The organism is Kitasatospora sp. NPDC051853 (genome assembly GCF_044452665.1).
Classification (GTDB): Bacteria; Actinomycetota; Actinomycetes; order Streptomycetales; family Streptomycetaceae; genus Kitasatospora.
Map to the genome: position 1 here is coordinate 175,826 of NZ_JBITBY010000004.1, position 25,123 is coordinate 200,948.

At 72.7% G+C, this 25,123-nt stretch carries 20 protein-coding genes; 11 read left to right on the top strand and 9 right to left on the bottom strand.

Annotated features, from left to right (window positions below; translation table 11 throughout):
* Nucleotides 1-2 precede the first annotated feature (2 nt).
* The 5 genes from ACIA8O_RS13025 to ACIA8O_RS13045 form a co-directional block, all read right to left on the bottom strand.
* Nucleotides 3-2,750 carry a SpoIIE family protein phosphatase gene (locus ACIA8O_RS13025; RefSeq protein WP_396293760.1) on the bottom strand — a complete coding sequence of 916 codons (2,748 nt, stop codon included), beginning with the start codon at nucleotides 2,748-2,750 and terminating at the stop codon, nucleotides 3-5.
* Nucleotides 2,751-2,810: 60 nt separating this feature from the next.
* Nucleotides 2,811-4,562: a beta-galactosidase family protein gene (locus tag ACIA8O_RS13030; protein WP_396293761.1), complete on the bottom strand. Its 1,752-nt coding sequence runs from the start codon at nucleotides 4,560-4,562 to the stop codon at nucleotides 2,811-2,813.
* A gap of 81 nt (nucleotides 4,563-4,643) precedes the next feature.
* Nucleotides 4,644-5,981 (bottom strand): ABC transporter substrate-binding protein, encoded by a 1,338-nt coding sequence (locus tag ACIA8O_RS13035; RefSeq protein ID WP_396293762.1) that lies wholly within the window; start codon nucleotides 5,979-5,981, stop codon nucleotides 4,644-4,646.
* A 62-nt stretch (nucleotides 5,982-6,043) separates the two neighbouring features.
* Nucleotides 6,044-6,937, bottom strand: coding sequence for a carbohydrate ABC transporter permease (locus ACIA8O_RS13040; RefSeq protein ID WP_396293763.1), 894 nt, complete (start codon nucleotides 6,935-6,937; stop codon nucleotides 6,044-6,046).
* Complete coding sequence (locus tag ACIA8O_RS13045; protein WP_396293764.1) at nucleotides 6,934-7,884, bottom strand: carbohydrate ABC transporter permease; 951 nt, start codon at nucleotides 7,882-7,884, stop codon at nucleotides 6,934-6,936. Before ACIA8O_RS13045 ends, ACIA8O_RS13040 begins: the two co-directional genes overlap by 4 nt.
* 421 nt (nucleotides 7,885-8,305) lie before the next feature.
* On the opposite strand from ACIA8O_RS13045, the gene ACIA8O_RS13050 reads away from it, so the two are divergent.
* The 4 genes from ACIA8O_RS13050 to ACIA8O_RS13065 all read left to right on the top strand — a co-directional run bounded on the left by ACIA8O_RS13050 (nucleotide 8,306) and on the right by ACIA8O_RS13065 (nucleotide 13,349).
* Nucleotides 8,306-9,352: a substrate-binding domain-containing protein gene (locus ACIA8O_RS13050; protein ID WP_396293765.1), complete on the top strand. Its 1,047-nt coding sequence runs from the start codon at nucleotides 8,306-8,308 to the stop codon at nucleotides 9,350-9,352.
* A gap of 130 nt (nucleotides 9,353-9,482) precedes the next feature.
* A complete protein-coding gene (locus ACIA8O_RS13055) occupies nucleotides 9,483-11,042 on the top strand; it encodes a sugar ABC transporter ATP-binding protein (RefSeq protein ID WP_396293766.1) in 1,560 nt (519 codons plus the stop codon).
* Nucleotides 11,039-12,037 (top strand): ABC transporter permease, encoded by a 999-nt coding sequence (locus ACIA8O_RS13060; RefSeq protein WP_396293767.1) that lies wholly within the window; start codon nucleotides 11,039-11,041, stop codon nucleotides 12,035-12,037. The genes ACIA8O_RS13055 and ACIA8O_RS13060 overlap by 4 nt, the downstream gene beginning before the upstream one ends.
* A gap of 250 nt (nucleotides 12,038-12,287) precedes the next feature.
* Nucleotides 12,288-13,349 carry a LacI family DNA-binding transcriptional regulator gene (locus ACIA8O_RS13065; protein WP_396293768.1) on the top strand — a complete coding sequence of 354 codons (1,062 nt, stop codon included), beginning with the start codon at nucleotides 12,288-12,290 and terminating at the stop codon, nucleotides 13,347-13,349.
* Nucleotides 13,350-13,406: 57 nt separating this feature from the next.
* On the opposite strand, the gene ACIA8O_RS13070 is transcribed toward ACIA8O_RS13065, so the two are convergent.
* Both ACIA8O_RS13070 and ACIA8O_RS13075 read right to left on the bottom strand, forming a co-directional pair.
* The gene (locus ACIA8O_RS13070) at nucleotides 13,407-15,887 is read right to left on the bottom strand and encodes an RICIN domain-containing protein (protein ID WP_396293769.1); all 2,481 of its coding nucleotides are present in this window, start codon (nucleotides 15,885-15,887) and stop codon (nucleotides 13,407-13,409) included.
* Nucleotides 15,888-15,969: 82 nt separating this feature from the next.
* The gene (locus ACIA8O_RS13075) at nucleotides 15,970-17,409 is read right to left on the bottom strand and encodes an RICIN domain-containing protein (protein WP_396293770.1); all 1,440 of its coding nucleotides are present in this window, start codon (nucleotides 17,407-17,409) and stop codon (nucleotides 15,970-15,972) included.
* A 495-nt stretch (nucleotides 17,410-17,904) separates the two neighbouring features.
* On the opposite strand from ACIA8O_RS13075, the gene ACIA8O_RS13080 reads away from it, so the two are divergent.
* Nucleotides 17,905-18,774 (top strand): LLM class flavin-dependent oxidoreductase, encoded by an 870-nt coding sequence (locus tag ACIA8O_RS13080; protein WP_396293771.1) that lies wholly within the window; start codon nucleotides 17,905-17,907, stop codon nucleotides 18,772-18,774.
* 54 nt (nucleotides 18,775-18,828) lie between these two features.
* Here the strand turns inward: ACIA8O_RS13080 and ACIA8O_RS13085 are convergent, their stop codons facing one another.
* Entirely contained in the window at nucleotides 18,829-19,422 is a 594-nt protein-coding gene (locus tag ACIA8O_RS13085) for a TIGR03086 family metal-binding protein (protein ID WP_396293772.1), read from the bottom strand.
* A gap of 63 nt (nucleotides 19,423-19,485) precedes the next feature.
* Here ACIA8O_RS13085 and ACIA8O_RS13090 point away from each other — a divergent pair, with 63 nt between their 5' ends.
* Complete coding sequence (locus ACIA8O_RS13090; RefSeq protein WP_396293773.1) at nucleotides 19,486-20,298, top strand: DUF6597 domain-containing transcriptional factor; 813 nt, start codon at nucleotides 19,486-19,488, stop codon at nucleotides 20,296-20,298.
* Between the two features lie 91 nt (nucleotides 20,299-20,389).
* Here ACIA8O_RS13090 and ACIA8O_RS13095 read toward each other — a convergent pair whose 3' ends face one another.
* Complete coding sequence (locus ACIA8O_RS13095; protein WP_396293774.1) at nucleotides 20,390-21,364, bottom strand: LuxR C-terminal-related transcriptional regulator; 975 nt, start codon at nucleotides 21,362-21,364, stop codon at nucleotides 20,390-20,392.
* A 357-nt stretch (nucleotides 21,365-21,721) separates the two neighbouring features.
* On the opposite strand from ACIA8O_RS13095, the gene ACIA8O_RS13100 reads away from it, so the two are divergent.
* From ACIA8O_RS13100 to ACIA8O_RS13120, 5 genes are all read left to right on the top strand, one after another.
* Nucleotides 21,722-21,895: a hypothetical protein gene (locus tag ACIA8O_RS13100; protein WP_396293775.1), complete on the top strand. Its 174-nt coding sequence runs from the start codon at nucleotides 21,722-21,724 to the stop codon at nucleotides 21,893-21,895.
* A gap of 9 nt (nucleotides 21,896-21,904) precedes the next feature.
* A complete protein-coding gene (locus ACIA8O_RS13105) occupies nucleotides 21,905-22,174 on the top strand; it encodes a hypothetical protein (protein WP_396293776.1) in 270 nt (89 codons plus the stop codon).
* A gap of 195 nt (nucleotides 22,175-22,369) precedes the next feature.
* Nucleotides 22,370-22,801 (top strand): hypothetical protein, encoded by a 432-nt coding sequence (locus tag ACIA8O_RS13110; protein WP_396293777.1) that lies wholly within the window; start codon nucleotides 22,370-22,372, stop codon nucleotides 22,799-22,801.
* A 200-nt stretch (nucleotides 22,802-23,001) separates the two neighbouring features.
* Nucleotides 23,002-23,910: a peptidoglycan-binding protein gene (locus ACIA8O_RS13115; RefSeq protein ID WP_396293778.1), complete on the top strand. Its 909-nt coding sequence runs from the start codon at nucleotides 23,002-23,004 to the stop codon at nucleotides 23,908-23,910.
* Between the two features lie 66 nt (nucleotides 23,911-23,976).
* A complete protein-coding gene (locus tag ACIA8O_RS13120) occupies nucleotides 23,977-24,795 on the top strand; it encodes a CHAP domain-containing protein (protein ID WP_396293779.1) in 819 nt (272 codons plus the stop codon).
* Nucleotides 24,796-25,123 lie beyond the last annotated feature (328 nt).

Consider the following 25,123-nt stretch of genomic DNA (forward strand, 5'->3'; position numbering starts at 1 on the left):
CGTCAGAGCTCCAGGTCGTCCCAGTCACCGCCGAGGAAGTCGGCGAACGCCTCCTCCTCCCCGGCCCCGGCCTCGAGCGACTGCGAGGCCCAGATGGTCTTGCCCCGGACCGAGTAGCGGGTGCCCCAGTGCTGGGCGTACTGGGCGACCAGGAACAGGCCGCGGCCGCCCTCGTCGCTCTCCTTGGCGCGGCGGATGTGCGGGGCGGTGCTGCTGCCGTCGGAGACCTCGCAGATCAGGGTCCGGGTCTTCAGCAGCCGCACCCGGATCGGGGGTTTCCCGTAGCGGACCGAGTTGGTGATCAGCTCGCTGAGGATGAGCTCGGCGCCGAAGGCGAGGTGGTCCAGGCCCCACTCCTCCAGCTTCCGGGCGCAGGCCCGGCGGACGGGGCCGACCGCGGCCGGATCGGGCTCGACGTCCCAGACCGCGACCAGGTCCGGGTCGAGCAGGTGGGTCCCGGCGACCAGCAGGGCGATGTCGTCGTCGGGGCGGACCGGCAGGGACTCGGTCAGCGCGGCGCGGATCTGCTCGGGTGTCCGGCCGGGGCCGGCGACCGTCGTCAGGAGGGAGGCCAGCGCGGTGTCCAGGTCACGGTGCCGGCCGGCCAGCAGGCCGTCGGTGAACAGCACCAGCCGGGACCCCTCGGGCAGGGTCAGCTCGGTGGTCTCGACCGGCAGGCCGGCGCCCAGGCCGAGCGGCGGGGAGACCGGCGGCTGCAGGAGGGAGGCCGTGCCGTCCGGCAGCACCACCGCGGCCGGGAGGTGGCCGGCGGTGGCGGCGGTGACCGTGCCGGACACCGAGTCGTAGACGACGTAGAGGCAGGTGGCGCCGGTGATGGCCGGGGCGTCGTCCTCGGTGTCCTCGTCCTGGACGTCCAGTCTGGCCACCAACTCGTCCAGGTGGCCGAGGAGTTCGTCGGGCGGGAGGTCCAGGGCGGAGAAGTTGTGGACGGCGATCCGCAGCCGTCCCATGGTCGCGGCGGCGTGCAGGCCGTGGCCGACCACGTCGCCCACCACCAGGGCGATCCGGGCGCCGGGCAGTGGGATCACGTCGAACCAGTCGCCGCCGACGCCGGCCCGGGCGGGGAGGTAGTGGTGGGCCAGCTCCAGCGCCTCCTGCGGCGGCAGTGCCCGGGGCATCAGGCTGCGCTGGAGGGTCACCGCCATGGCGTGCTCGCGGGTGTAGCGGCGGGCGTTGTCGATGCAGACGGCCGCCCGGCCGGCCACCTCCTCCGCGAAGGAGACGTCCTCGGTGTCGAAGGGCGCGGAGTCGCCGGAGCGCCAGAAGTTCACCAGGCCGAGCACCACGCCGCGGGCCCGGAGCGGGACCACCATCAGGGAGTGGATGCCGGAGTCCAGGATCCGCTGGGCCCGCTCCGGGTCCTGCGAGCGCCAGCCCGGCGAGGCGGCGAGGTCCGGCTCGACCACCGAGCGGCCGCTGTGGACGCTGTCGGCCATGGGGGTGCCGGGGACGAAGTGGATCAGGCGGCCGACCGGGTAGAGCGGATGGTCCTCGGCCAGCCCGGCCACCGCGCTGCGGCGCAGCTCGGGGCCGGCGCCGTCCGGCTCCTCGCCGCGCAGCACCGGGTCGCGCAGCTCGACGGTGACCACGTCGGCGAAGCCGGGGACGGCGACCTCGGCGAGCTCGCGGGCGGTGCGCACCACGTCCAACGAGGAGCCGATCCGCATGCCGGCGTCGTACAGCAGCCGCAGCCGGGCGCGGGCCAGCTCGGCGCGGCCGGAGAGGGCGCGCAGCTCGGTGGTGTCGCGCAGGGTCACCACACTGGTGCGGGGGCCGCCGAAGGGGGTGGTGGAGCGCTTGTTCAGGGCCAGCAGGCGGTCGCCCGCCGGGTGCACCTCGTCGTCGGCGGCGCGGTCGGAGGTGAGCAGCTCCACCGTCCCGGGTTCGAGACCGAGCTCGGCGACCTCCCGGCCCTCGGCGTCCTCGGGCAGGGCCAGCAGTCGGCGGGCCTCGTCGTTGGCGAGCAGCAGGCGGCCGTCCCCGCCGGTGATCAGGACGCCCTCGCGCACCGCGTGCAGGACGGCGTCGTGGTGCTCGTACATCCGGGTCATCTCGGCCGGGCCCAGGCCGTGGGTCTGCCGCCGGAGCCGGCGGCTCACCAGGGCGGCGCCGCCGGCCGCCAGGCCGACCGCCACGGCGGCGCTGGCCAGGAAGACGGGCAGCTGGCGGTTGACCGCGTTCTGCACCGACTCGACGGTGAGCGGGGCGGAGACGATGGCCACCACCTGGCCGGTCCGGTCCTTCACCGGGGCGGCGGAGACCACCGAGAGGCCGAGTGCGCCGTGGAAGGTCCTGGTGAAGGCCCGGCCCTCGGCGGCCTCGGCGTAGGGGCCGATGACGTGGCGGCCGAGCTGGGCCGGGTCGCTGTGGGTGAGGGTGATCCCGTCCAGCTTGTAGACGATCAGCGCGTCGACCCCGGCGTCCTTGCGCGCGGCCTCGGCCAGCGGTTGGAGCACGGCGGTCGGGTCCGGGGCGGCCAGTGCCTGGAGCAGGCCGGGGGCGTGCGCGAAGGACTGGGCGGCGGCGGTGGTGCGGTGGCGGGCGTCGGCCATGGTGTCGCGCCGGGTCTGCACCACCACCGCCACCAGGGCGGCGACCACCAGCAGGGTGACCAGCAGCAGTTGGAGCAGGAAGACCTCGCGCGCGAAGCTGCGGGACGGGCCCGCGCCGCGGGGCGCACCGGGGTGGCGGCCGGACCGCCTGCGCTGCCCTCCCGGTTCCGAGCTCATGTCTCCCATTTATCCCGCCCCGGCCGGGACCGGCAACGCGTGGCCGGACGGGGTCGGTCCCTACTCCTCCGTCGGGCCCAGGTCCGGGGTCTCGCGCAGCTCCACGGCGAGGCCCCGGTGGGCCGCGTGCAGCTCCAGCACCACGATCTCGTTGGCCCCTTCGCGCAGCACCGGGCCGGGCAGGTAGAGCGAGCGCTGCGGTCCGCGGGACCAGTGCCGGCCGAGGTGGAAGCCGTTGACCCAGACGTTCCCCTTGGTCCAGCCGGGGAGGTGGACGAAGGTGTCGGCCACCGTGTCGAGATGGAGGACGCCGCGGTGGAAGGTGGGGCCGACCGGTGCGGTGACGGTCTCGGTGAAGGCCAGCCCGCCGAGGTCGGTGAGGGGCAGCGGCAGGCTGCTCCAGCCGGTGAGTTCGGTGCCGTTCAGCAGGACCCGGCCGAGCAGGCCCTTGCGGTCGTGCAGGCCGGTGCCGTAGTTGACCCGGCCCTGGTTCTCCACCAGGACGCTCAGCAGCGCGCCGGGCCGGGGCACGGCGAAGGCGACGGCCCGCTCGTGGTCCTCGCGCGCCAGCACGCCGACCGGCTGGCCGTCGACGAAGAACTGGGCCCGGTCGTGGACCGCGTCCACCTCCAGCAGCACCGCGCCCTCGGCCGGCAGCGTGGTCCGGTAGAGGACGTAGCCGAAGTCCTGGCCCAACCGCTCCATGGTGAGCGGGCGTTCGGTGAGCACGGGGGCGCCGAGGAAGGGCAGGTTGGCGAAGAGCGGGGCGCTCTCGCCCAGCCGGACGGGGCCGGCGGCGGTCCTGGGCCCGGGCTCGGGCGCCGGTTCGGCCGGGACGGGGGCGTACTTGGCGATGACCTGGCGGAACAGGTGGTACTTCTCGGTCGGGTCGCCCGCCTCGTCCAGCGGGGCGTCGTAGTCGTAGGAGCCGACGGTGGGCCGGTAGGTGTGCTTGTCGTTGGCGCCGTTGGTGAAGCCGAAGCTGGTGCCGCCGTGGAACATGTAGAGGTTGACGGAGGCCCCGGTGGCCAGCAGCGCGTCCAACTCCTGTGCGGCCTGGGCGGGTTCGCGCACCACGTGGCGGCCGCCCCAGCGGTCGAACCAGCCGATCCAGAACTCCGTGCACATCAGCGGCCCGCGCGGCTGGTGGGCGCGCAGCGCAGCCAGGCCCTGTTCGGCGCGGCTGCCGAAGTTGGCGGTGGCCAGTATCCCGGGCAGTGAGCCCCGGGCCAGGTCGGCGGGCTGGTCGCAGGTGAACAGCGGGACGTCTACGCCGCACCGGCGCAGCAGCCGGGCCAGGTGGGCGAGGTGGGCGGTGTCGTCGTCGTACGCGCCGAACTCGTTCTCCACCTGGACCGCGATCACCGGGCCGCCGTGGGTGGCGAGGTGGCGGCGGAGCGGGGGGAGCAGGCGCTCGAAGTAGTCGTCCACCGCGGCCAGGTAGCGCGGGTCCTGACTGCGCAGCAGGATGCCGGGGTCGGAGAGCAGCCAGGACGGCAGACCGCCGCCCTCCCACTCCGCGCAGATGTACGGGCCGGGGCGCAGCAGGACGTGCAGCCCTTCGGCGGCGGCCAGGTCGAGGAAGGCCGACAGGTCCAGGCCGCCGTCGGTGCGGAGTTCTCCGGGGGCGGGCTGGTGGAGGTTCCACGGGACGTAGGTCTCGACCGTGTTGAGGCCCATCAGCCGGGCCTTGCGCAGGCGGTCGGCCCAGTGCTCCGGGTGGACGCGGAAGTAGTGCAGGCCGCCGGAGATGATCCGGAAGGGCTGGTCGTCGAGGCGGAAACCCTCGTCGGTGATCTGCAGGACGGGCATGGGGCTGGGGCTCCTGGGGGGAGGGGTGAGCGGGCCGGTGCGGGTGGGCGGTGGCCCCGCCCGCACCGGTCTGACGGGTGGTCAGGGCGTGGTGACCTTGAAGCCCTGCTGGGTGCCGTACTCGACGATGCGCTTCTGCCAGGCGCCCAGGCCGGCGTCGATGCCGGTGCCGAAGGTCTGGCCGACGGTGTCCTTGAAGACCGAGTTGGCGTAGACCTGGTAGGGCAGGTACTGCCAGCCCTTGCCGACCTTGGAGGAGGAGTCGGCGAAGACCTGGTTGGCCTTCTGGCCGCCGAGCGAGTCCAGCGGCTGGTCGAGGAAGGCCGGGTCGTTCAGCAGCTCGGTGGTGGCGGGGAAGAGGCCGTTGCGGTTGAGCGAGCGGGTGGCCTCGGGGTCGGAGTTCAGCCAGATCGCGAAGGCCGCGGCGGCGGCCTTGTTCTTGCTGGTGCTGGGCACCGCGACGGCGGAGCCGCCGTTCTCGGCGGAGACGGCGTCCCCGGCGGTCCACTGCGGGACCGGCGCGGCCCGCCAGTCCTTGGCGGTGTCGGGGATGGTGGAGGCGATGTTGCCGGGTGCCCAGGCGCCGGTGATCCACATGGCGTACTGCCCGGTGTTCATGGACTGCCACCACTCGTTGGTCCAGCCCGGCGCGGGGTCCACCAGCTTGCGGCCGACCAGGGAGGTCCACAGCTCGGAGACCTTCCTGGCGCCCGGGTCCTGGAGGTTCACCGAGACGGAGGTGGCGTCCTTCTGCTGGAACGGCCGGCCGCCGGCCTGCCAGAGCAGGCTGTCCAGGCCGCCCGCGTCGCTCGGGTCGATCGAGGCGATGAAGCGCTTGGGGTCGGAGGCCTTGATCCTGACCGCGGCCGCCTCGAACTCGGCCCAGGTCTTCGGCGGTTCGATGCCGAGCTGGTCGAGCAGCTTCTTGTTGTAGAACATCGCCATCGGGCCGGTGTCCTGGGGGACGGCGTAGACGCCGTCGTGGATCGCGACCTGCGACCAGGCGGACGGGGTGAACTTGGACTCCAGACCGGCCGCGCCGTACTCCTTGAGGTCGACCAGCCGCTTGGACATCGCGAACTCGGGCAGCGCGAAGTACTCGATCTGGGCCACGTCCGGACCGCCGCTGCCGGCCTTGATGGCGGTCTGCAGCTTGGTGTACTCGGTCGCCGACTGGCCCGCGTTGACCAGGTTGATCTTGATCTTGGGGTACTTCTGCTCGAACAGCGCGACCGTCTTGTCGAGGTTGGGCGCCCAGGTCCAGAAGGTCAGCGTGGTCGGGGTGTCCAGCGCCTTGGCCGGGTCGGAGCCGCCGCCGTCGGAACCGCCGGAGGAGCCGCAGGCGGTGAGGCCGAGGACGAGCGCGGCGGCCGGGACGAGGGCGAGCAGTCTGCGGCGGGAGGGGGTGGTACGGGTCATGGCGTGACTTCCTTGCCGGATCGCGGGGGAGCCTGGACGGGGGGAGGGGGGCTGACGGGTGGTCACTCCTTGACGCTCCCGGCGGAGAGGCCGGACTGCCAGAAGCGCTGGAGGAAGAGGAAGGCGACGACGAGCGGGACGACGGCCAGCACGCTGCCGGTGATGACGAGGGGGTAGAAGCCGGTGGTGGTGGCGCCGCTGCCGGCCGCGCCGGTGGCGAGCGCGTTCCACTGGTTGAGCCCGACGGTCAGCGGGAACCACTGCGGGTCGCTGAGCACGATCAGCGGCAGGAAGTAGTTGTTCCAGGTCGCGACCAGGGAGAACAGCAGCACCGTGACGAAGCCGGGGGCGAGCAGCCGCAGCGAGATGGTGAAGAAGGTGCGGACCTCGCCGGAGCCGTCGATGCGGGCGGCCTCCAGCATCGAGTCCGGCACCGCGCCGATCGCGTAGACCCGCATCAGGTACACCCCGAACGGGCTGACCAGCGAGGGCAGCAGGACCGCCCACGGGGTGTCGACGATGCCCGCCTTGCTGAACAGCAGGTAGGTGGGCACGGCCAGTGCGGTGCCGGGAATGGCGACGGCGCCGAGCACCACGGCGGCCAGCAGGTTCCGCCCGCGGAAGCGGTACTTGGCCAGGGCGTAGCCGGCCGCGGTGGAGATGAAGGCCGCCCCGCCCGCGCCGACCACCGCGTACAGCAGGGTGTTGGCGAACCAGCGCAGGTAGATGCCGTCGTCGTGGGTGAGCACCTCGCCGATGTTGTCGAAGAGGTGGAAGCCCCTGCCGAACCAGAGGCCGAAGCTTCCGGCCAGTGAGCCGGAGTCCTTGGTGGCGGACATCAGCAGCCAGACCAGCGGCAGCAGGGCGTAGACCAGCATCAGGCCCATGGCCAGGGTGAGCGCGGTGCTCGGCCGGTGTCCGCGACCGCGGCGGCGGACGGTCGTGTTGGCGCTCACAGGCTCTGTTCCTTCCGCATCGACCGGGCCTGCACGGCGTAGGCGACCACCACGGTCACCCCGCCCAGGACCACGGCGACGGCTGCCGAGTAGTTGAACTGCTGGCCGTTGAAGGCCAGGTTGAAGGCGTACATGTTGGGCGTGTAGCTGGTGGAGATCACGTCGGGGGCCAGCGACTGGAGCACGTTGGGCTCGTTGAAGAGCTGGAAGGTCCCGATGATCGAGAAGACCGTGGCCAGCGCCAACGCGGGCCTCAGCGCAGGGAGTTTGATGCTCCAGGCCTTGCGGAACTCTCCCGCCCCGTCCATCTCGGCGGCCTCGTAGAGCTCGTGCGGCACGGTGCGCAGCGCCGCGTACAGGATGAGCATGTTGTAGCCGACGTACTCCCAGGTCACCACGTTGCCGATGGAGGCGAGCATCCAGGAGCCGCCGAGCAGGTCCGGGACCTCGGTGTGCAGCGCGTCGCCGATCTGGCCGACCAGGCCGAACCGGTCCCCGTACAGGTAGCCCCACATCAGCGAGGCCACCACGGCGGGGACGGCGTACGGGACGAAGATCCCGACCCGGAACAGGGCCGGCCAGCGCAGCCGCCCGCTGTCGATGGCCAGGGCGGCCAGCAGGGCCAGGGTCAGCATGACGGGCACCTGGACCAGCAGGAACAGGGTGACCCGCCACAGGCCGGCCCGGAACAGGTCGTCGCCGAAGGCGCGGACGTAGTTGTCGAGGCCGACGAAGACGTTGCCGCCGACCAGCCGGTCCTGGAACAGGCTGAGGTAGGCGGCGTAGGCGAGCGGTGCCGCGATCCCGATCACGAAGACGACCAGGAACGGCGCGAAGAACAGGTAGCCGTAGGACCCGTGGCCGGACCGGGCGCTGCGTGGTGCTCTGCGGGACCGGCCCGCTGGTCGGTCCGGTGCGGCCGGGGCCGGGGGGTGCGACGTGCTCACGGTAGTGCCCTTCGCGGCTGATGTTTACGCCAACATGAAGCTGCGGATGAGTCTTGACCGCTGACGGCGGGCCAGTCAAGGCCCGTTCACGGCGCGATGCGCCTTCGTGATGAAACCGGCCCGTAACTCCTCGGTCACCGGGGGCCGGTCGGACCTGCCGTTCCTTCAAGGGGCTCTGGTTACTTGCCAGTTGGCAGGGAGGCCCAGGTCACGAGCGGGTATCGGTGGGTCCTTCGGCTTGACGCGGGGCGGCGCGCCGGGCCACATTGCTTCCACCTCGTTCGAACATGTTGGATTCTGATCGCTTCTGAGGTTTCACCGTTCTGGCGCCCGCGTCCCCGGGCCTGCCCCCGGCCCGCCGTGGCCTCTCCCTCCCGCTTGCCGCGTGCCCGGACCCCGGCGCGCGTTCCAAGGAGTTCCCATGATCACCACCCGTGCCACCCGGGCCGCCTGCGCCGCCGGCCTGCTGCTCGCCCTGGGCCTCACCACCGCCTGCTCCACCGGGCAGTCGGCCGTCTCCGGGGGCGACGCCCCGGTCGCCCCGGTCGACGGCCGGATCTCGCTCACCTACCTGCAGAAGCAGGGCGACCAGGAGTACTTCGTCGGGGAGGCGGCCGGCGCCAAGGCCAAGGCGGCCGAGCTCGGCGTCGACCTCAAGGTGGTCAACCTCGGCAGCGACGCCAACAAGACCGTGAGCGAGGTGCAGTCCGCCCTCGCCCAGAAGAGCAACGGCGTGATCGTCGTGGTGCCGGACCCGGCCGTCGGCCCCCAGGTGGTGCAGCTCGCCAAGGACGCCAAGGTGGCCCTGCTGACCTCGGACGACCAGATCTGCGCCACCGGCCCCGATCCGGCCGCCTGTCCCAAGGAGAACCTCGTCCCCCGGATCGGCTTCTCCGGGCAGCAGATGGGCGGCGAGGTCGGCAAGCGCGCGGCCGAGGAGTTCGCGAAGGCCGGCTGGAACCCGGCCGAGACCCGTACGGTCTCGGCCTGGAAGCAGGACGTGACGGTCTGCGGCGACCGGGTGAAGGCGGCCAAGGACGCCTTCGCCGCCGCCGTTCCCGGAGTGCAGAACATCGACGTGGCCACCGACAACACCCCCACCGGTGCCCAGGACAAGATCGCCGCGACCGTCACGGCCAACCGGGGCGTCAAGCACTGGGTGGTCTGGGGCTGCAACGACGAGAACGTCCAGGGCGGCGTCACCGCGCTGGCCAACGCCGGGGTGAAGGCGGAGGACGTGATCGGCGTCGGCCTCGGCGCCTACCTGGCCTGCAAGGAGTGGGGCGGCGGCAAGCCCTCCGGCATGAAGGCAGCGCTGTTCATCAACGGCCGGGACGTCGGCGCCCTCGCCGTCCAGACCATGGTCGACAAGCTCAAGAACGGCAAGGCCTTCCCCGCCGAGGCCTTCGCCCCGACCACTATGGTCGACGCCGCCAACTGGAAGGCCGCCGGCGTGTCCTGCGGCTGAGCCCCTCCCGGACCGACCGGCCCCACCCCCCCTGACCGGGGCCGGTCCACCGCCGCCTCCGGCCGCGAGGCCCCCCGCCCGGCCGGAGGCGGCCGCCACCCTCCGCACCACCCCAACGAGGTGATCCGTCATGCCCGCAGCGCACTGCCCACCCGGCTCGGCGCCCCGGCCGCCCACCGCCGCCGCCTCCGTCGTGGGGGTCACCAAGCGCTTCGGCTCCGTCCGGGCGCTGAGCGGCGTGACCCTGGACTTCCCGGCCGGCCGGGTGACGGCCCTGATGGGCGAGAACGGCGCCGGCAAGTCCACCCTGCTGAAGATCCTCACCGGCGACCACCGGCCCACCGAGGGCCACGTCGCCCTGGACGGCGTCCGGCTGGAGCTCGGCTCGCCGCAGCGGGCCAAGGCGGCCGGCATCCGGATCATCCCGCAGGAGCCGGAGATCATCCCGCACGTCTCGGTCGCCGAGAACGTCTACGCCGGCGCGCTGCCCCGGCGGGCCGGCCGGCTGCTGGACCGGGCCGGACTGAACCGGCGGGTGCGGGCCGACCTGGAGCGGATCGGCTTCGCCGACGTGCTCGATCCCGACCTGCTCGGCTCCGAACTCACCCCGGCACAACGCCAGTTGGTGGAGATCATGCGGGCGGTCACCGGGGAGGCGAAGGTGATCGCCTTCGACGAGCCGACCTCCTCCCTCTCCGAGCACGAGGTGGACGCGCTGTTCGCCCTGATCCGGCGGCTGCGCGACCAGGGCATCGCGATCGTCTACGTCTCGCACCGGATGCAGGAGATCTTCCAACTCGCCGACCGGATCGCCGTGCTGCGCGACGGCGCACTGGCCGGTGTGCAGGACGCCGCCACCACCAGCGAGGGCGAACTGGTCCGGCTGATGGTCGGCCGGGACCTGTCCGCGCTGTTCGTCCGCCGCTCCGCCGCCACCGACCGGGTGGTCCTGGAGGTCGACGGCCTCACCACCGACCACGTCCGGGACATCGACCTGACGGTCCGGGCGGGCGAGGTGGTCGGCCTGGCCGGGCTGATCGGGGCCGGGCGCTCGGAGCTGGCCCTGGCCCTGGCCGGCGACCTGCCGGTCCGTCAGGGCACCGTCACCCTCGACGGCGTGCGGCTGCGCCCCGGCCGCCCGGGCGAGGCGATCCGGGCCGGGCTCGGCCTGGCCCCCGAGGAGCGCAAGGCCCAGGCCCTGCTGCTGCACCGCTCGATCCGCGACAACACCTCGCTGGTGGTCCTCGACCGGCTGCGCCGCTGGCGGTTCGTCAGACGCCGCGCGGAGCAGGAGCTGGCCCAGGAGTACACCGACCGGCTGCGGGTGCGCACCCCCTCGATCGAGCACGAGGTGCGCAAGCTCTCCGGCGGCAACCAGCAGAAGGTGGTGCTGGCCCGCTGGCTGGCCCGCAGGCCCAAACTGCTGATCCTGGACGAGCCCACCCGCGGCATCGACATCGGTGCCAAGGCCGAGATCTACCGCATCATCGCCGACCTGGCCGCCGAGGGCGTCGCCCTGCTCGTCATCTCCTCCGAACTGCCCGAAGTCCTCGGCCTCGCCGACCGGATCGTGGTCATGCAGAACGGCCGCGTCACCGGGGAGCTCGACCGCACCGAGGCGTCCGAGGAAGCGATCCTCGCCCTCGCCATGGCCGACGACCTCGCCCCCACCCCAGGAGCCACCCCGTGACCACCACCACCGCCCCCGCCCCGACCGTACGCGCCCGGACCCGCCTCAACGGGCAGAACCTCAGCCTGGCCGGCGCCCTGGTGGTCGTCCTGGCGCTGTTCGGCGTCCTGAACGACAACTACCTCAGCCTGCCCAACCTCCAGGTCATCGCCGAGGCCGCCACCATCACCGGCCTGCTCGCCGTCGTCCAGACCGTCGTCATCATCTGCGGCGGCCTGGACATCTCGGTCGGCTCCCAGGTGGGCATCGCCTCCGTGGTCTCCGCGATGGCCTTCACCGGCGCCGGCTCCGACCCGCTGACCGGAATGGCCGCGGCCCTCGCCGTCGGGCTCGTGGTCGGCCTCGTCAACGGCGCGGTCATCGTCTACGGCCGGGTCAACCCGACCATCGCCACCCTGGCCGGCCTGGCCGCGTACAAGGGCGTCGCCCAGTTGCTGTCCGACGGACGGGCCCAGGGCTACGTGCTCAACGACGACGTCTTCGTCTTCCTCGGCCGCGGGGCCGTCGCCGGACTCCCCGTCATGGTCTGGATCCTCGTCCTCACCGCCGTCGCCGTCCACCTGCTGCTCAAGTACACCGACATCGGCCGCAACCTCTACGCCATCGGCGGCAACGACACCGCCGCCCGGCTGGCCGGCATCAACATCAACAAGTACCTGATCGCCGTCTACGCCCTGATCGGCGTGGTCGCCGCGGTGGCCGGCGTGCTGCTCACCGCCCGGACCGGCTCGGGCCAACCCGTGTCCGGCAGCGAGGGCCTCGAACTCAAGGCCATCACCGCCGCCGCGCTCGGCGGCTGCGCCCTCAAGGGCGGCAAGGGCGGCGTCGGCGGGACCCTGCTCGCCGTCGCCCTGCTCGGCGCGCTGGAGAACGGCCTCACCGTCCAGGGCATCAACACCTTCTGGCAGAACGTCGCCCAGGGCGCCCTGCTGGTGGTCGCCGTCGTCATCCAGCAGCGCCGCAGCGGCGAACGCGCCATCGGCCTCCCCGCCTGACCCCACGGACCTCCGCTACCGGACGGGTCGCACAGGGCCGCCGCAGGGCCGCGGCGGCCCGGCCCGTCCGGGAACGGCAGGGCGGCAGGCCGCCGAGGGTCGGCCGGGCCGTCACGGGCTGCCGGCCTCCATCCCCCACCGGGGAGGGGAGACCGGCAGCCCACTTTCGCGTTCCTCCTGCGTACCCTCTTTCGAGGGACGGGTGGCCCGCCGCTACCATGTTCACGCAGCCACGCGAGGAAGGACCGGTATGGAACAACGTGTGACGCCCGGCGCCACGTCCAAGGGCAAGCAGCGCCCGCCCTCCCAGGCCGACGTCGCCGCCCTGGCCGGAGTCTCCTCCCAGACCGTCTCCCGCGTCGCCAACCACCGGTCCAACGTCGAGCCCGAGACCCGCGAGCGCGTCCTGTCCGCGATGCGGCTGCTCGGCTACCAGCGCAACAGCGCGGCCCGGGCGCTCACCCTGGGCCGTTTCCACGTGCTCGGCGTGGTCGCCTTCGACATCGCGGCCCAGGGCAACGCCCGCACGCTGGCCGCCATCTCGCACGCCGCCCAGGCCGCCGGCTACTCGGTGAACGTGGTCTGCGCCGAGGAGCAGACCGAGGACGCCGTCCAGCAGGCCGTCCGCCAGCTGACCGACCAGGCGGTGGACGGCCTGGTGGTGATCGAGGCCCAGATACTCGACCGGCGGGGCTTCAACGTCTCCTCCGGCGTTCCGGTGGTGGTCGCCGACGGCGACCCCGAGCGCCGCTTCCCCTCGGTGGACACCGACCAGGCGGCCGGGGCGACCGCCGCCACCCGGCACCTGCTGGGCCTCGGTCACCGCACCGTCTGGCACATCGGCGGGCCGCAGGACTCGTACGCCGCGCGCCGCCGCGCCGCCGCCTGGCACGCCACGCTCAAGACCGCGGGCGCCCCGGTGCCGCAGCTGGAGCTGGGCGACTGGACCGCCGCCTCCGGCTACCGGATCGGCAAGGCGCTGGCCGACCGCCCGGAGGTCACCGCGGTCTTCGCCGCCAACGACCACATGGCGCTCGGCCTGATGCTCGCCCTGCGCGAGGCCGGCCGCCGGGTGCCGGAGGACGTCAGTGTGGTCGGTTTCGACGACGTGCCCGAATCCGCCTTCTTCGCACCGCCGTTGAGCACCGTCCGGCAGGACTTCGAGGAGGTCGGCCGCCAGTGCGTGCGCCTGCTCCTCGACCAGATCGACGCCCCGGTCGGAGAACGCCCCGAGACCCGGCTGATCTCCGTGACGCCCGAGCTGGTCGTCCGGTCGAGCTCCGCCCGTCCGCCCGCCGACCTGAGGGCATGACGAACGGCGCACCTCCCGCCGGAGGTGCGCCGTTCTCGTTCCCGCGGTCGGGACGCGTCAGCCGAGCTGGATCTGCTGGCTGGTCCCGCCGGTGCAGGGCCGCTGCACCAGCTGGGCCCCGTCGGCGGGTGAACTCCCGGCCACGTCCAGGCACTTGCCGCTGTGACGGGCCATCAGGGTGACGTAGCCGGTGGCGGTGGTCCGCACCGACCACTCCTGGTTCCGGGCTCCGGAGCAGGTGTACTGGACCACCGGGGCGTCGTCCGCCAGGGACTCGCCCGCCACGTCCAGGCACTGCCCGGCGTTCCGCCCGGCCACCGTGACGTAGCCGGGGCTGCTCGGGCGCAGGGACCACTGCTGACTGGTGGCCGAGCTGCAGCTCTGCTGCACCACCACCGCGCCGGGCACCGTCGAACCGCCCTGCACCGCCACGCACTTGGCGCTCTGCCGCAGCCGCAGGGTCTTCCAGGTGTCGGGGGCCGCGCCGCGCAACTGCCAGAGCTGGTTGGCGCCGGTGGTCGGCTGGTAGACCCCGACCGGGGCGCCGTCGTGGGTGGCCGCGCCGGAGACGTCGAGCAGCAGGCCGGTGGCGCTGTTGACCACCGTGCGGCGGCCGTCGCCGGTGTCGGAGAGCAGCCAGAGCTGCCGGTCGGAACCGCCGGCCGAGGCGAAGCCCAGGGCGCCGGTGGTGGAGACGGTCAGCGCCTTGCCGTTCTTGGCGTTGGTGATCCGGTAGCTCGCGGTGCTGTTCCAGCCGCCGGCCACCCTGGTGAAGGTCCAGCGCTGCGCGGCGTCCGCGGTGTCGGGGGTCCGCTGGACCAGTGCGGCCTGGCCGCTGGTGCCCGCCGAGAGCGCCAGCCCGCTCTGCTCGCCGATCAGTTGGCGCACCGGCCCGGTGGGTGCGGTGGTCGCCGAGGGGTCGACGCCGGTGGCGCCGGGGAGGACGAAGGTGGTCACCGAGGCCGGGCCGACCGTGACGGTGAGGGTCTTGGCGGCAGTGGTGGTCAGGTCCGCCTCGCGCTGCACCTCCTTGGTCGCGTCGGTGGTGTACCGCTGCACGGGGACGGAGCCGTCGACGGTCTGGAAGCCGCCGAGGTCGAGGGTGACGGTCTGCGGGGCGCCGGTGGTGTTGGTGTGGACCGCGACCGCGCCGGCCCCGCCGGGCCGCAGGGCGGCCAGGGTGTCGGCGGAGTCGGTGTTGATCACCCGCGCGCCGGGGCGGACGAAGCGGCTGTAGTTGGCCATCGCCCAGTACTTCCGGTTCTTGCGGACCGGCTCGACGGCCGGGTCGGCGGCGCCCAGGTCGACCTGGATCAGGCCCCAGTTGGAGTTCTCCCGGCCGGGCGCCATGTTGGCGTAGTCCTCCACCGCCTGCCACAACACCCAGGAGCCGGGCTCCAGTTCGCGCAGGTCACCGTTGATCCGCCGGGCCAGGTCCAGGCCCGGCGCCATGTCGGTGAAGCTCTGCGGCCCGCTGCCGCCCAGGTCCACCTCGGACATCCAGAGCGGCTTTCCGGAGCCCTTGGCGATGTCGCGGACGCCGGTGCGGCCACCGGTGCTGTAGGTGTGGGTGTTGAGCTTGCCGACGGCCGCGCGGACCGCGGGCGCGTAGGAGTTCCAGTTGTCCCGGAACAGGTTCGGGTCGGTCTCGTCCATCCCCGACACCGGGGTGGTCAGGCTCGCGCCGTCCAGGGCGGTGCGCAGGCTGGAGACCATGTGCGCCTGGGAGTCCCGGTTCCAGTGCGAGCCCTCCTGCCGCCCGTACGCGCCCCAGTAGTTCGTCCCGGGCTCGTTCATCGGCGACAGCGCGCCGAAGGTGACGCCGGTGCTCGCCTGTACCCGCTGGACCGCGCCGGCCAGGTAGGCGGCGAACCGGTCGTACTGGTCGGCCCGGAGGTTGTCCTCCCAGCTGTTGTACGCGCCGGAGACCACGCCGCTGCGGGTCATGAAGTACGGCGCGGAGTTGGAGAAGGCCTCGAAGGTGTCCGCCCCCCGGGCCTTGGCGGCCTGGAGCCACCAGCGCTGGTTCGGGTCGGCGGCGTCGTTCCAGTGCGTCGGGTCGGCCGGGTTCCACCAGTCGGCCGGCTCCGTCCAGCCCGCGGTGCCGCCGGACGGCGGGCCGTAGGCGGCGGGGCGGTTCCAGTACCCGGGCACGGCGGCGCCCGGGCGCAGGTAGGGCTGGGTCTCGGGACTGTCCCCGCCGCCGATGTTGTACCGGGCGACGGTGAAGCCGAGGCCGTCGGCGCCGTAGAGGGCGTCGGCCAGTTCGGCGCGCTTGGCCTCGGGCCAGCCGCCGGTGACCTCGGCGAACCAGGCGAGCGAGGTGCCCCAGCCCTGGAACGGGGCCTGCTGGTAGGACGGGTCCAGCCGGACGGTGACCCGGGCGGCGGCCTCCTCGGCAGCGGCGGCGGCGGCGGGCGGCGCGGTGAGCGGGGCGGCCAGCAGGGCGGTGGCCGTGGCGAGGGCGGCGCCGAGGACGGTGCGGGCCCGGGTGGTGCGGACGGCCCTGAGGGCGGGCGGGGGTTGACGGAGAGTCACGGGAGCTCCCTGGGGGGTCGGGCAGGCAGGGGGGACGCCCCTCCGCCGGGCGGCGGCCGGAGGGGCGTCGGGGGAGGGGGCGTCAGGCGGCGGTGCGCTGCCACTGCTGGTTGGTGCCGGTGCCGCAGGTCCACTGCTCCAGCGCGGTGCCGTTGGCGGTGGACTGGTTGGTGACGTCCAGGCACCGGCCGCTGTGCCGGGCGATCAGGCGGATCCAGCCGGTGGAGCCGCTGACCTTCTGCACCTGCCACTGCTGGGAGGTCTGGCCGGAGCAGGGGTTCTGCACGACGAGCGCACCGTTGGCGGTGGATCCGCCGGCCACGTCCAGGCACTTGCCGCTGTGCCGGGCCATGATCTGGACGTAGCCGGTGCCGAGGTTCTTCAGCCAGAAGTCCTGGTTGGCGCCGTTGCCGCAGTTCCACTGGATGAGCTGCGCGGACGGGGCGAAGGAGTAGCCGCTGACGTCGGCGCACTTGCCGCTCTGACGGCCGGTCAGGCTCTCCCAGGTGACGTTCATCCCGGCCACCGTGCCGGTGGCGGTGTCGACGGTGAGCTGGGGCGAGTAGTCCATGGCCAGGGTGGTGTCGGTGGGGAAGCGCAGTGGCGCCCAGACGTACTGGGAGTCGTTCACGGTGCCGCCCATGGAGTTGCCCCAGCGGTCGCCCATGTAGAGGTAGCCGGTGCCGTTGGTGCCCTGGACGGGGAGGACGTAGGCGGTCTGGCTGCCGAAGGTGACGCCGTCGCCGAGGTCGCTCAGGCCGCTCCAGGAGCCGGTGATGCTGGTCGCGGTGCCGTACTTCTGCTGGTTGGGGGCCCAGCCGGTCGCCCAGGAGGTGAGCAGGAAGTACACGCCGTTGCGCTTGAACATCGCCGGCGCCTCACGGGACTGGCCTGCCCAGAGCTTCTGCACCTGGGCGTCGATGGCGGTGTAGTCGGGGGTGAGGCGGTAGACGTGCAGGTCGGCGTTCTCGTTGGCCGCCGAGATCATGTACCCGGTGCCGTCGTCGTCGACGAAGGTGGTGATGTCGCGGGACATCTCGCCGAAGGGGCGGAAGCTGCCGCGCCAGGTGTAGTCGCCGTCGACGGTGTCGGAGACGGCGACGGCGGCGCGGGCCTCGCCGTAGTCCTGGCTGTTCTCCTTGTGCATCCACATCACGAACTTGCCGGTGGCGGCGTTGTACATCACCTTCGGGCGTTCGATGTTGGCCGAGGCCAGCTCCGGATCGGTGGCCTGGGTCAGGACGTGGTTGCGGAACTCCCAGCTCTTCAGGTCCGCCGAACGGTAGGCCGAGACGTAGCGGAAGGTGTTGTCGGCGTTCCGGTCCTCACCGAACCAGTAGTAGAACTGGCCCACCTTCACCACCCCGCCACCGTGGGCGTGCACCGGACTGCCGTTCTGGTCGGCGAACTGCGTGCCGTTGGTGACGGTCACGGTCGCGGCCCGGGCGGAGCCGAAGCCGCCCAGCAGGGGAAGGGCCACCGCCAGCAGGGCGGCGCACAGCAACGATCTCAAACGTGGCATCTCGTCAGACCTTCGCGTTCTGCGATGCGACGCACTCCGAGCTGGCTGCGCAAACACGTGAGGGGCGGTCTGCGAGCGGCTTCCGGGAGTGGTCTTCTGCCACCTCACCGCGGCGGGCCGGCCGGGGCGGGGCGCACTCTGCGCGTGCATCGTGGGTGGGGGAGGATGCGGCACCGCTGGGCAGCACGGCGCCGAGCCACGCCAACTCTGCTGTTCCGAAGCAGAGTTGCCGGGACATCGGCAACCACGGAGGAGCGACCCCGGAACGAGGTAGGGGCGGGGTCGGCCTGCCGGCAGCCCCGGCCGCCCGCCCGGGAGATCCGGACGGGCGGCCACGGCTGACCACCCGTCAGCGCCCTTCCGCCCGTCCCGGCATGTTGGCGCAAACAAGTGGTCGTCCCAGAGTCTCGGAGGAGAGGGCGGCAGTGTCAAGGCTTTGCGCGGACTTCCGGAGCTACCCGGCGGTCGGCGGAGCCTGCGGTAGCTTGGCCCCGCATGACTGCCTTTCGCATCGGTGTGGTGTACGACCGCGCCTGGGATCCAGCCGAACTGCCCGCCTTCGCACGGGAGGTGGAGGCACTGGGCGTGGACGACCTGTGGGTCGTCGAGGACCTGGGATGGAACGGCGGGATCTCGTCCGCGGCGGTGGCCCTCGGCGCGACCCGGCGGCTCCGGGTCGGCCTCGGGATCGCCCCGGCCCCCCTGCGCAGCCCCGCGCTCCTGGCGATGGAGGTGGCCACCCTGGCCAGGGTCTTCCCGGGCCGGTTCGTCGCCGGGATCGGTCACGGCGTACGGGAGTGGATGCGGCAGGCCGGGGTGGCCCCGCGGTCGCCACTGGCGCTGCTGGAGGAGACGCTGACCGCGGTGCGCGCCCTGCTGCGGGGCGAACGCGTCACCGTGGAGGGCCGTGAACTCCGGCTCGAAGGCGTGGAGTTGGTCCACCCCCCGGCCGCCGACACGATCCCACCGGTGATCGCGGGCGTGGTCTCACCCAAGTCCCTGGAACTGGCGGGCCGCGCCGCCCAGGGCACCCTGGTGGCCGAGGGCCACGGCCCGGACGACCTGCGCACGGTCCGCGCCGCCGCCGAACGCGGCGGAGCCACCGCCGACCACACGGTCACCGTGTTCGCCTTCGTCGGCGTCGGGGAGGCGGCGGCACCCGCCCTGCACGAGGCCGTCGCCGGTCACGCGCAGTGGCTGGGCCGCGAGGAGTCGGCGACCTTCGCCGCCGGCGGCACGGCGGCGGAGGCGGCCACCGCCCTGCGCACCCTCGGCGACGCGGGCGCCGGGACGGTGGTCCTGCGCTTCTGTGGCCCCGAACCACTCGGACAGCTCCGCGCGGTCCTGACGGCCCTCGCGACCTGAGGGCTCCGCCGGCCGCCCCGGTACCGGTACGGCCAACGGATCGGTGACGGAGGCTCAGAAGCTGGGCTGCCGCCAACCGGGGTCGCGGCCGGAGGCGGCCAGGGCGCGGTCGAGGTGCGGGGCGGTGCCGGGCACCTCGACCGGATCGGCGAAGCCGCCGTACCGGCGGTAGAGCTCGGCGTGCTCCTCGACCACGTCGAGGACCGCGCGGGCCAGGTCGTCGTCGATCGCGAACCGCTGTCCGGTGGCCCGGGCGACGTCCCAGCCGTGCAGGACCATCTCCTTGACCACCATCCGGGCGACGGTCGCCGCCGGCATCGCCGTCCCGCCCAGGTCGATCTCCCCCTCCCAGGCGGCCGGGTCCGCCCAGGCCGCCACGGCGCGGCCGAGCTGGTCCGCGTAGGCCTCGGCCCAGTCCGGGGCGGCGGTGAAGTCGCTGGTGACCAGCTCCTCCGGCAGCGGCTCCCGGCGCGCGCGCCGCTCCAGGCCGTGGGCCGTGTAGAGCACCCAGTGGTTGACCAGCGTCCTGGTGTCGAAGTCGGCGCAGGGCGTCGGCCCGTCCAACTGCTCGGTGCGGACGCCGCGGGCGACGCCGGCGGCCGCGGTGGCGGCACGTGCCATCAGGGGGTGGAGTTCGTGACCGTTCATGCCTCGATCCTCGCGGCGCGGCCGTGCCGGGTCTTGAACAAACACGACGGTTAGCCTGGTGCCGTGAGCTCTCCGAACCTCGGACGCGGGGTGCTGCACCCGGACCGGGCGGCAGCCGTGATCGACGTGACCCGGCACGGTCCCGCCGCCGAGCTGGCGGGCTTCGTCGAGTTCTACTGGATGGTGCGCTGGGAGCGCGGCGACCTGCCCTTCCACGAGCAGAAGGTGCTCGCGCACCCCAACGTCCACCTCGTCCTCGAAGCACCGGAGGCCCGGGTGTACGGGGTCCAACACTCCTTGTTCTCACGGAAGTTGGAAGGAAAGGGCCATGTACTGGGCGTGAAGTTCCGCCCCGGTGGCTTCCGTCCCTTCCTCGGCCGCCCGGTGTCGGAGCTCGCCGACCGGGCGGTCCCGGCGGCGGAGGTCCTCGGTGACGGCGTGAACGCGCTGAACGAGGCGGTGCTCCGTGACGACGGGAACCTCCCCGCCCTCGCCCCTCGGGTGGACGCCTTCCTGTCGGCCCGCCGACCCGAGCCCGATCCGGTGGTCGAGCGGGCCGCCGAGCAGGCCGCCGCGCTGGTGGCGCGCATCACCGGCGACACGGAGCTGCGGAGGGTCGACCAGGTGGCCGCGGAGTCCGGCCTCTCCGTGCGCCGCCTGCAGCGCCTGTTCGCCGAGTACGTCGGCGCGGGCCCCAAGTGGGTGCTCCGCCGGGCCCGGCTGCACGAAGCCGCCGAGCGCGCCGACCGGGGCGGCGCCATCGACTGGGCACAGCTCGCCGCAGACCTCGGCTACGCCGACCAGGCCCACCTCACCCGCGACTTCACCGCCACCGTGGGCACCTCCCCGGCCCGCTACGCCGCGGGCCGGGGATGACGGGACGCTTCCGGTCACCGCCCGAGGAACTGCCCGAGGCACCGCCCGACGCACCGCACCGGCGAGGTCCCGCCCGGGGGCGGCCCCGGGGTCACAGCCAGTCCTTCCGTACGGCTTCGGCCCCTGCCTGGAAGCGGCTCTCGGCGCCCAGCCGGTTCATCAGGTCCTGCATCATCCGACGCACCGTCCGCAGGGACAGGCCCAGCTTGCGGCTGGCGGACTGGTCCGTGTGGCCGTCGGCCAGCAGTTGCAGCAGAGCGCGCTCGGACCCGGTGAGGTCCTGGTCGTCGCGGGCGGCGGGCTGCCCGAAGTCGGTTCCGCTGCGCCACAGTTCGTCGAAGAGCGCGCACAGGGGCTGGATGAGGGCCTCGCCGTGCAGTTCCAGCGCGCCGCGGCGGCCGTCACTGGGGTCGGTCGGGATCAGGGCGATCCTGCGGTCGACGATCACCAGCCGGATCGGCAGGAGCGGCACGGTGCGCGTCAGGCCGCCCAGCTCGGCCAGCCACCGGGCGTAGCGCAGGGTGTCGGGGTCGTTGCGGAAGCTGTCCTGGAAGATGCTGCGGATGACCACTCCGCGCTCCAGCGCCACCTGGTTGGGGTGCTTGCCGGCCTGGATCGAGTCGGGGGCGACGGCTCCGCCGCGCATCAGGGACAGGCACTCCTCGGTCGCGGTCGCCGCGAGTTCCTCCAGGCGGTCGCGGACGGCTTCGAGGGAGTCCAGCCGTAGGACCCTCTCGTCGTCGGGCCGCCGGTCGACGTACTCGGCGGAGAGGGCCGCGATCGCGGCGCGGGTGCTCTCCAACTGCTTCTGGCGGAAGAGCAGTTGGTTCTGGTTCTCGGCGAGCAGTCTGGTCAGTCCGACCTCCGGACTGACGGCCCGGAGGGTCTGCGGGTCGGTCGTGGGCCGCAGCAGCGTCAGGTCCAGCAGTTCGTCGAGCGCCTCGCGCGTCCGTGCTTCCGACAGGTGCAGGTGGGCGGCTATCCGGTCGACTCCCCAGTCCGGCTCGGCCAGCAGGGTCCGGTAGACGTTCTCCGTCAGTGCGCTCAGTCCGAGTGCCTGCAGCATCGTTCCCCCTTCTCGATGTCGAAGATCATCATCAGTCCACGGCGGGCGGCGACGCAATGCCTTTCGGTGGGTCAGAAGCCCATCTCCCCGGGGGTTTTGCGTATACAGATGAGGGGTTGTGGCGATACCAGCGAGGGTCACGGGCGGAGCGGTGGTCCAGACCGCGTAGCCACGCCGACCGATAAATGATCTTGCACCTAGTTGCCACGGGAATTGGTGCCAGCCCCGGAGCCGTGACACGGCCCCAGGCGGACGGCAGGATCTTTCTCGGCAGCGGAGAACGCAACGAGAACCGGGGCGGGCGCCGCGAACCATTCACGGACACCGCAATCGGTCACCGAACGGGAGAGAACAGTCATGGGGAACTCGATGCGCATCGCCTGCGCTGCCGTCGTCGTCGCATTCACCGTCGGCCTGGGCGTCGCCGCCGCCGACGCGGTGGTCGCGGACCGCTCGGACGTCCAGCGCACCGCCACCCCCACGGGTTTCGACTGGGACACTCCCCACCACGCACGCCCCGCGCAGAGTTGACCGGACTCCGTGCACCTGGTCGCGGTGACCCTCATCTGCCCTGACCCGCCGTCACCTCAGCTGACGGCGGGAACCGTCACCGATCTGATCTGGAACCACAGCCGACGCGAGGACCGGGTGGAGCACATCCGCGCCCGCGTCGACCTCAACCTCTGCCGCATCGCCGCCGCGATCATCGCGGCCACCCCGGACGCGGCGACCGCGAACCTGCGCCGCGTCTGCGAACGCGCCGTTCGGCACACGCCGGCCCTGCGCGGCTGGTGCCTCGTCCCCGCGTAAGGCCTCCACGCACCAAGTCCACGGCCCTCCTGGCCACTTGAGTGCAGCCACGCCGGGATCACGCTCTTCCATCCCACCTTGCCCCGCCCCGCCCCGTCCCGGCGGTCCGGCCTGCCCGCGAACAGGCCTGCCCCGACTCCCGGCGGCCACTGACACCTCATCAACTCCCTTTCTCCGAAAGAAGGTCGTTCCACCATGCGCATTCTGACCAAGATGGCCGCTGTCGCCGCCCTCGCCGTGCCGGCGCTCATCGCGGTTCCCGGGACCGCTCAGGCCTCCACCCCGTCCGGCTGCTCCAGCGTCACGCAGATCGGCAGCACCGCCTACCTCAACGTCGGCGGCGAGACGATGGCCTCGGTGAAGCAGTACAAGGGCTGCGGCAAGAACTACTCCTACCTGTACGTGTGGCAGAGCTACCGCAACTCCCACAGCAGCTGGGACGCCTGCGCGGCCATCGTCACCGGCGGCTCGCACGTCCAGGACCCCCGCTGCGGCCACAACGACGTGGAGATCTGGTCCTTCGGCGCCTCCACCCTGTCGGAGTGCACCCAGGCCCTGGGGTGGAACGGGACCGGCCCGATCCCGTACTCGGGCGAGGTCGCGGTCAAGACCGACGTCCGCTGCTGACCCTCAACGCCCTTTCCCTCAGCGGCCGTTGCCGACAGTCCGATGGCGTCCGCGCAGCCGGTCACGTCCATCGAGCAGTACCGGCGAGCGCGCCCGCACGGACGCCGCACGTCCCCGTGTCACCCACGTGCGCCCGTGCAGGCGCCGTTCCCGCACGCAGCAACGGCCGCACCCACCACCGAACCAGAAGGAACCACCCCATGGCATCCGCCACCAAGACCCGTACGACCCGTACGACCCGCAAGACCGCCACCCGACTGCTCACGGCCGTCGCCGTCCTGAGCGGCCTGGTGCTGGGCGCCGCCCAGGCCCACGCGGCCACCCCGCAGCCCACCACCGAGGCGCCGGCGGCCGCCGCCACCGCGCTGCCCGTGGTGAACATGGAAGCCACCGTCCTGGCCGCCCAGATCGACCCCCGGCGCGCCGACAGCACGCAGACCCCGGGAGCCCACGACTCGGTCCTGGCCGTCGAACAGGCCCTGCAGGCCCGCGGCTTCCTGGAGGCCCGCTGGGTGGACGGCTACTTCGGCACCAGCACCACCAGCGCCTACGCCGCCTTCCAGCGCTCCCTCGGCTACACCGGCCTGGACGCCAACGGACTGCCCGGCGCCACCTCCCTCACCACGCTCGGGCAGGGCCGGTACACCATCACCCGCCAGATCGGGCCCGGGGCGAAGCTCAAGCGCGACGGATACACCGTCAACACCCGCACCCAGAACATGCTCACCGAGGCCGAACGCATCTCGGGCGTCCACCTCACCCTGGACCAGGGCTCCTACAACCCCGGCGGCGACCCCACCTCCGCGGGCACCCACGACGGCGGTGGCGTCGTGGACATCAACGTCGACGGCATGACCAGCGCCACCCGCACCGCCGTCGCCAAGGCCCTGCGCCAGGTCGGCTTCGCCGCCTGGGTCCGCAGCCCCAGCCAGGGCAACTGGCCGTGGCACATCCACGCCGCAGCGATCAACGACACCGATCTCGCCACCCAGGCCCAGAACCAGACCGGTGACTACTACCTCGGCCTCAACGGCCTGGCCAACCACGGCGCCGACGACGGCCCGCGCGTCCCCATCCAGACCTGGGAGGAGTACCAGCGCACCCACTGACGGCGCGCGGTACCGCCCGAGCGCGACCTCGCACCAGCTGATGACACGTCAAGAAACGAGAATGCCTTGAAGACCATACGCACCACCCTCGCCGTCGCCGGCACCGCCCTCGCCATGGCCGTGCCCCTCGTCGCCACCACCCCCGCCTTCGCGGCCGGCCGCGACGGGTCCTGCGACAGCGGCGAGTTCTGCCTCTACTACAACAGCGACCAGGCCGGCTCGGTCTCCGACTTCACCACCTCCATCAGCGACTACGGCGCCACCCAGCCGTCCTGCTACGAGTTCAAGGGCGCCGGCAACGGCCAGGGCGTCTGCGTCAAGAACAACGCCGCCTCGGTGTGGAACCGCACCGGCAAGACCGTCCGCGTCTACTTCAACAGCGGCTACGCCGGCGCCAGCCAGGACTTCGCCCCCGGCGCCAAGGGCAACCTCAACGCCACCCTGAAGAACAACGAGGCCTCGCACAAGTTCCTCGGCGACGGCGGCGGCGACAACGAGAGCCCCACCAACGACTTCGACCACGCCCTCCGCGGCTTCGCGAAGGACAACTGCACCGCCTTCGCGGCCTTCCGCATCGCCGACCGCCTCGGCGTCCCGAACTTCAGCAACTCCTACGGCGGCACCACCTGGGGCAACGCCGAGAACTGGGACGACGCCGCCCGCCGCGTCGGCATCAGCGTCAACTCCACCCCCACCGTCGGCGCCATCGCCGTCAACGACACCCACGGTGCCTACGGCCACGTCGCCTACGTCAACGCGGTCTACGCCGACGGCTCCTTCGACGTCGAGGAGTACAACTGGAACACCCGCCTCGGCTACGGCACCCGCAAGGGCCTCCGGGTCAGCAGCGCCGAGTCCTCCTTCCAGCACATGATCCACTTCTGAGCACCCACCGGCAGGACCCCGGCCGCACAACTCCCCGGCCGGACTGATCCTGCGGACACACAGCCCACGGCGGCATGACGACCCCCGCCGCAGCACGCCCCGTCGAAGCCCCGTCGGCGAGGCGGCCCTCCCAGGCCACCTCCGCCCGACGGGGCTCCGACGTGCCCCCGGACGGCATGCCCCCGCCCCATCCGCCCCGGGAAGGACCAGGGCACGGGTTCCCCGGCCGGGCCCCGTCGGCGAACGAACAACCGCCCGCCCCGAACACCCATACCGGCTACCGGGCATGCGCGGAACGCGACCCGATCCCCGCCGCCTGCGGCTCCCG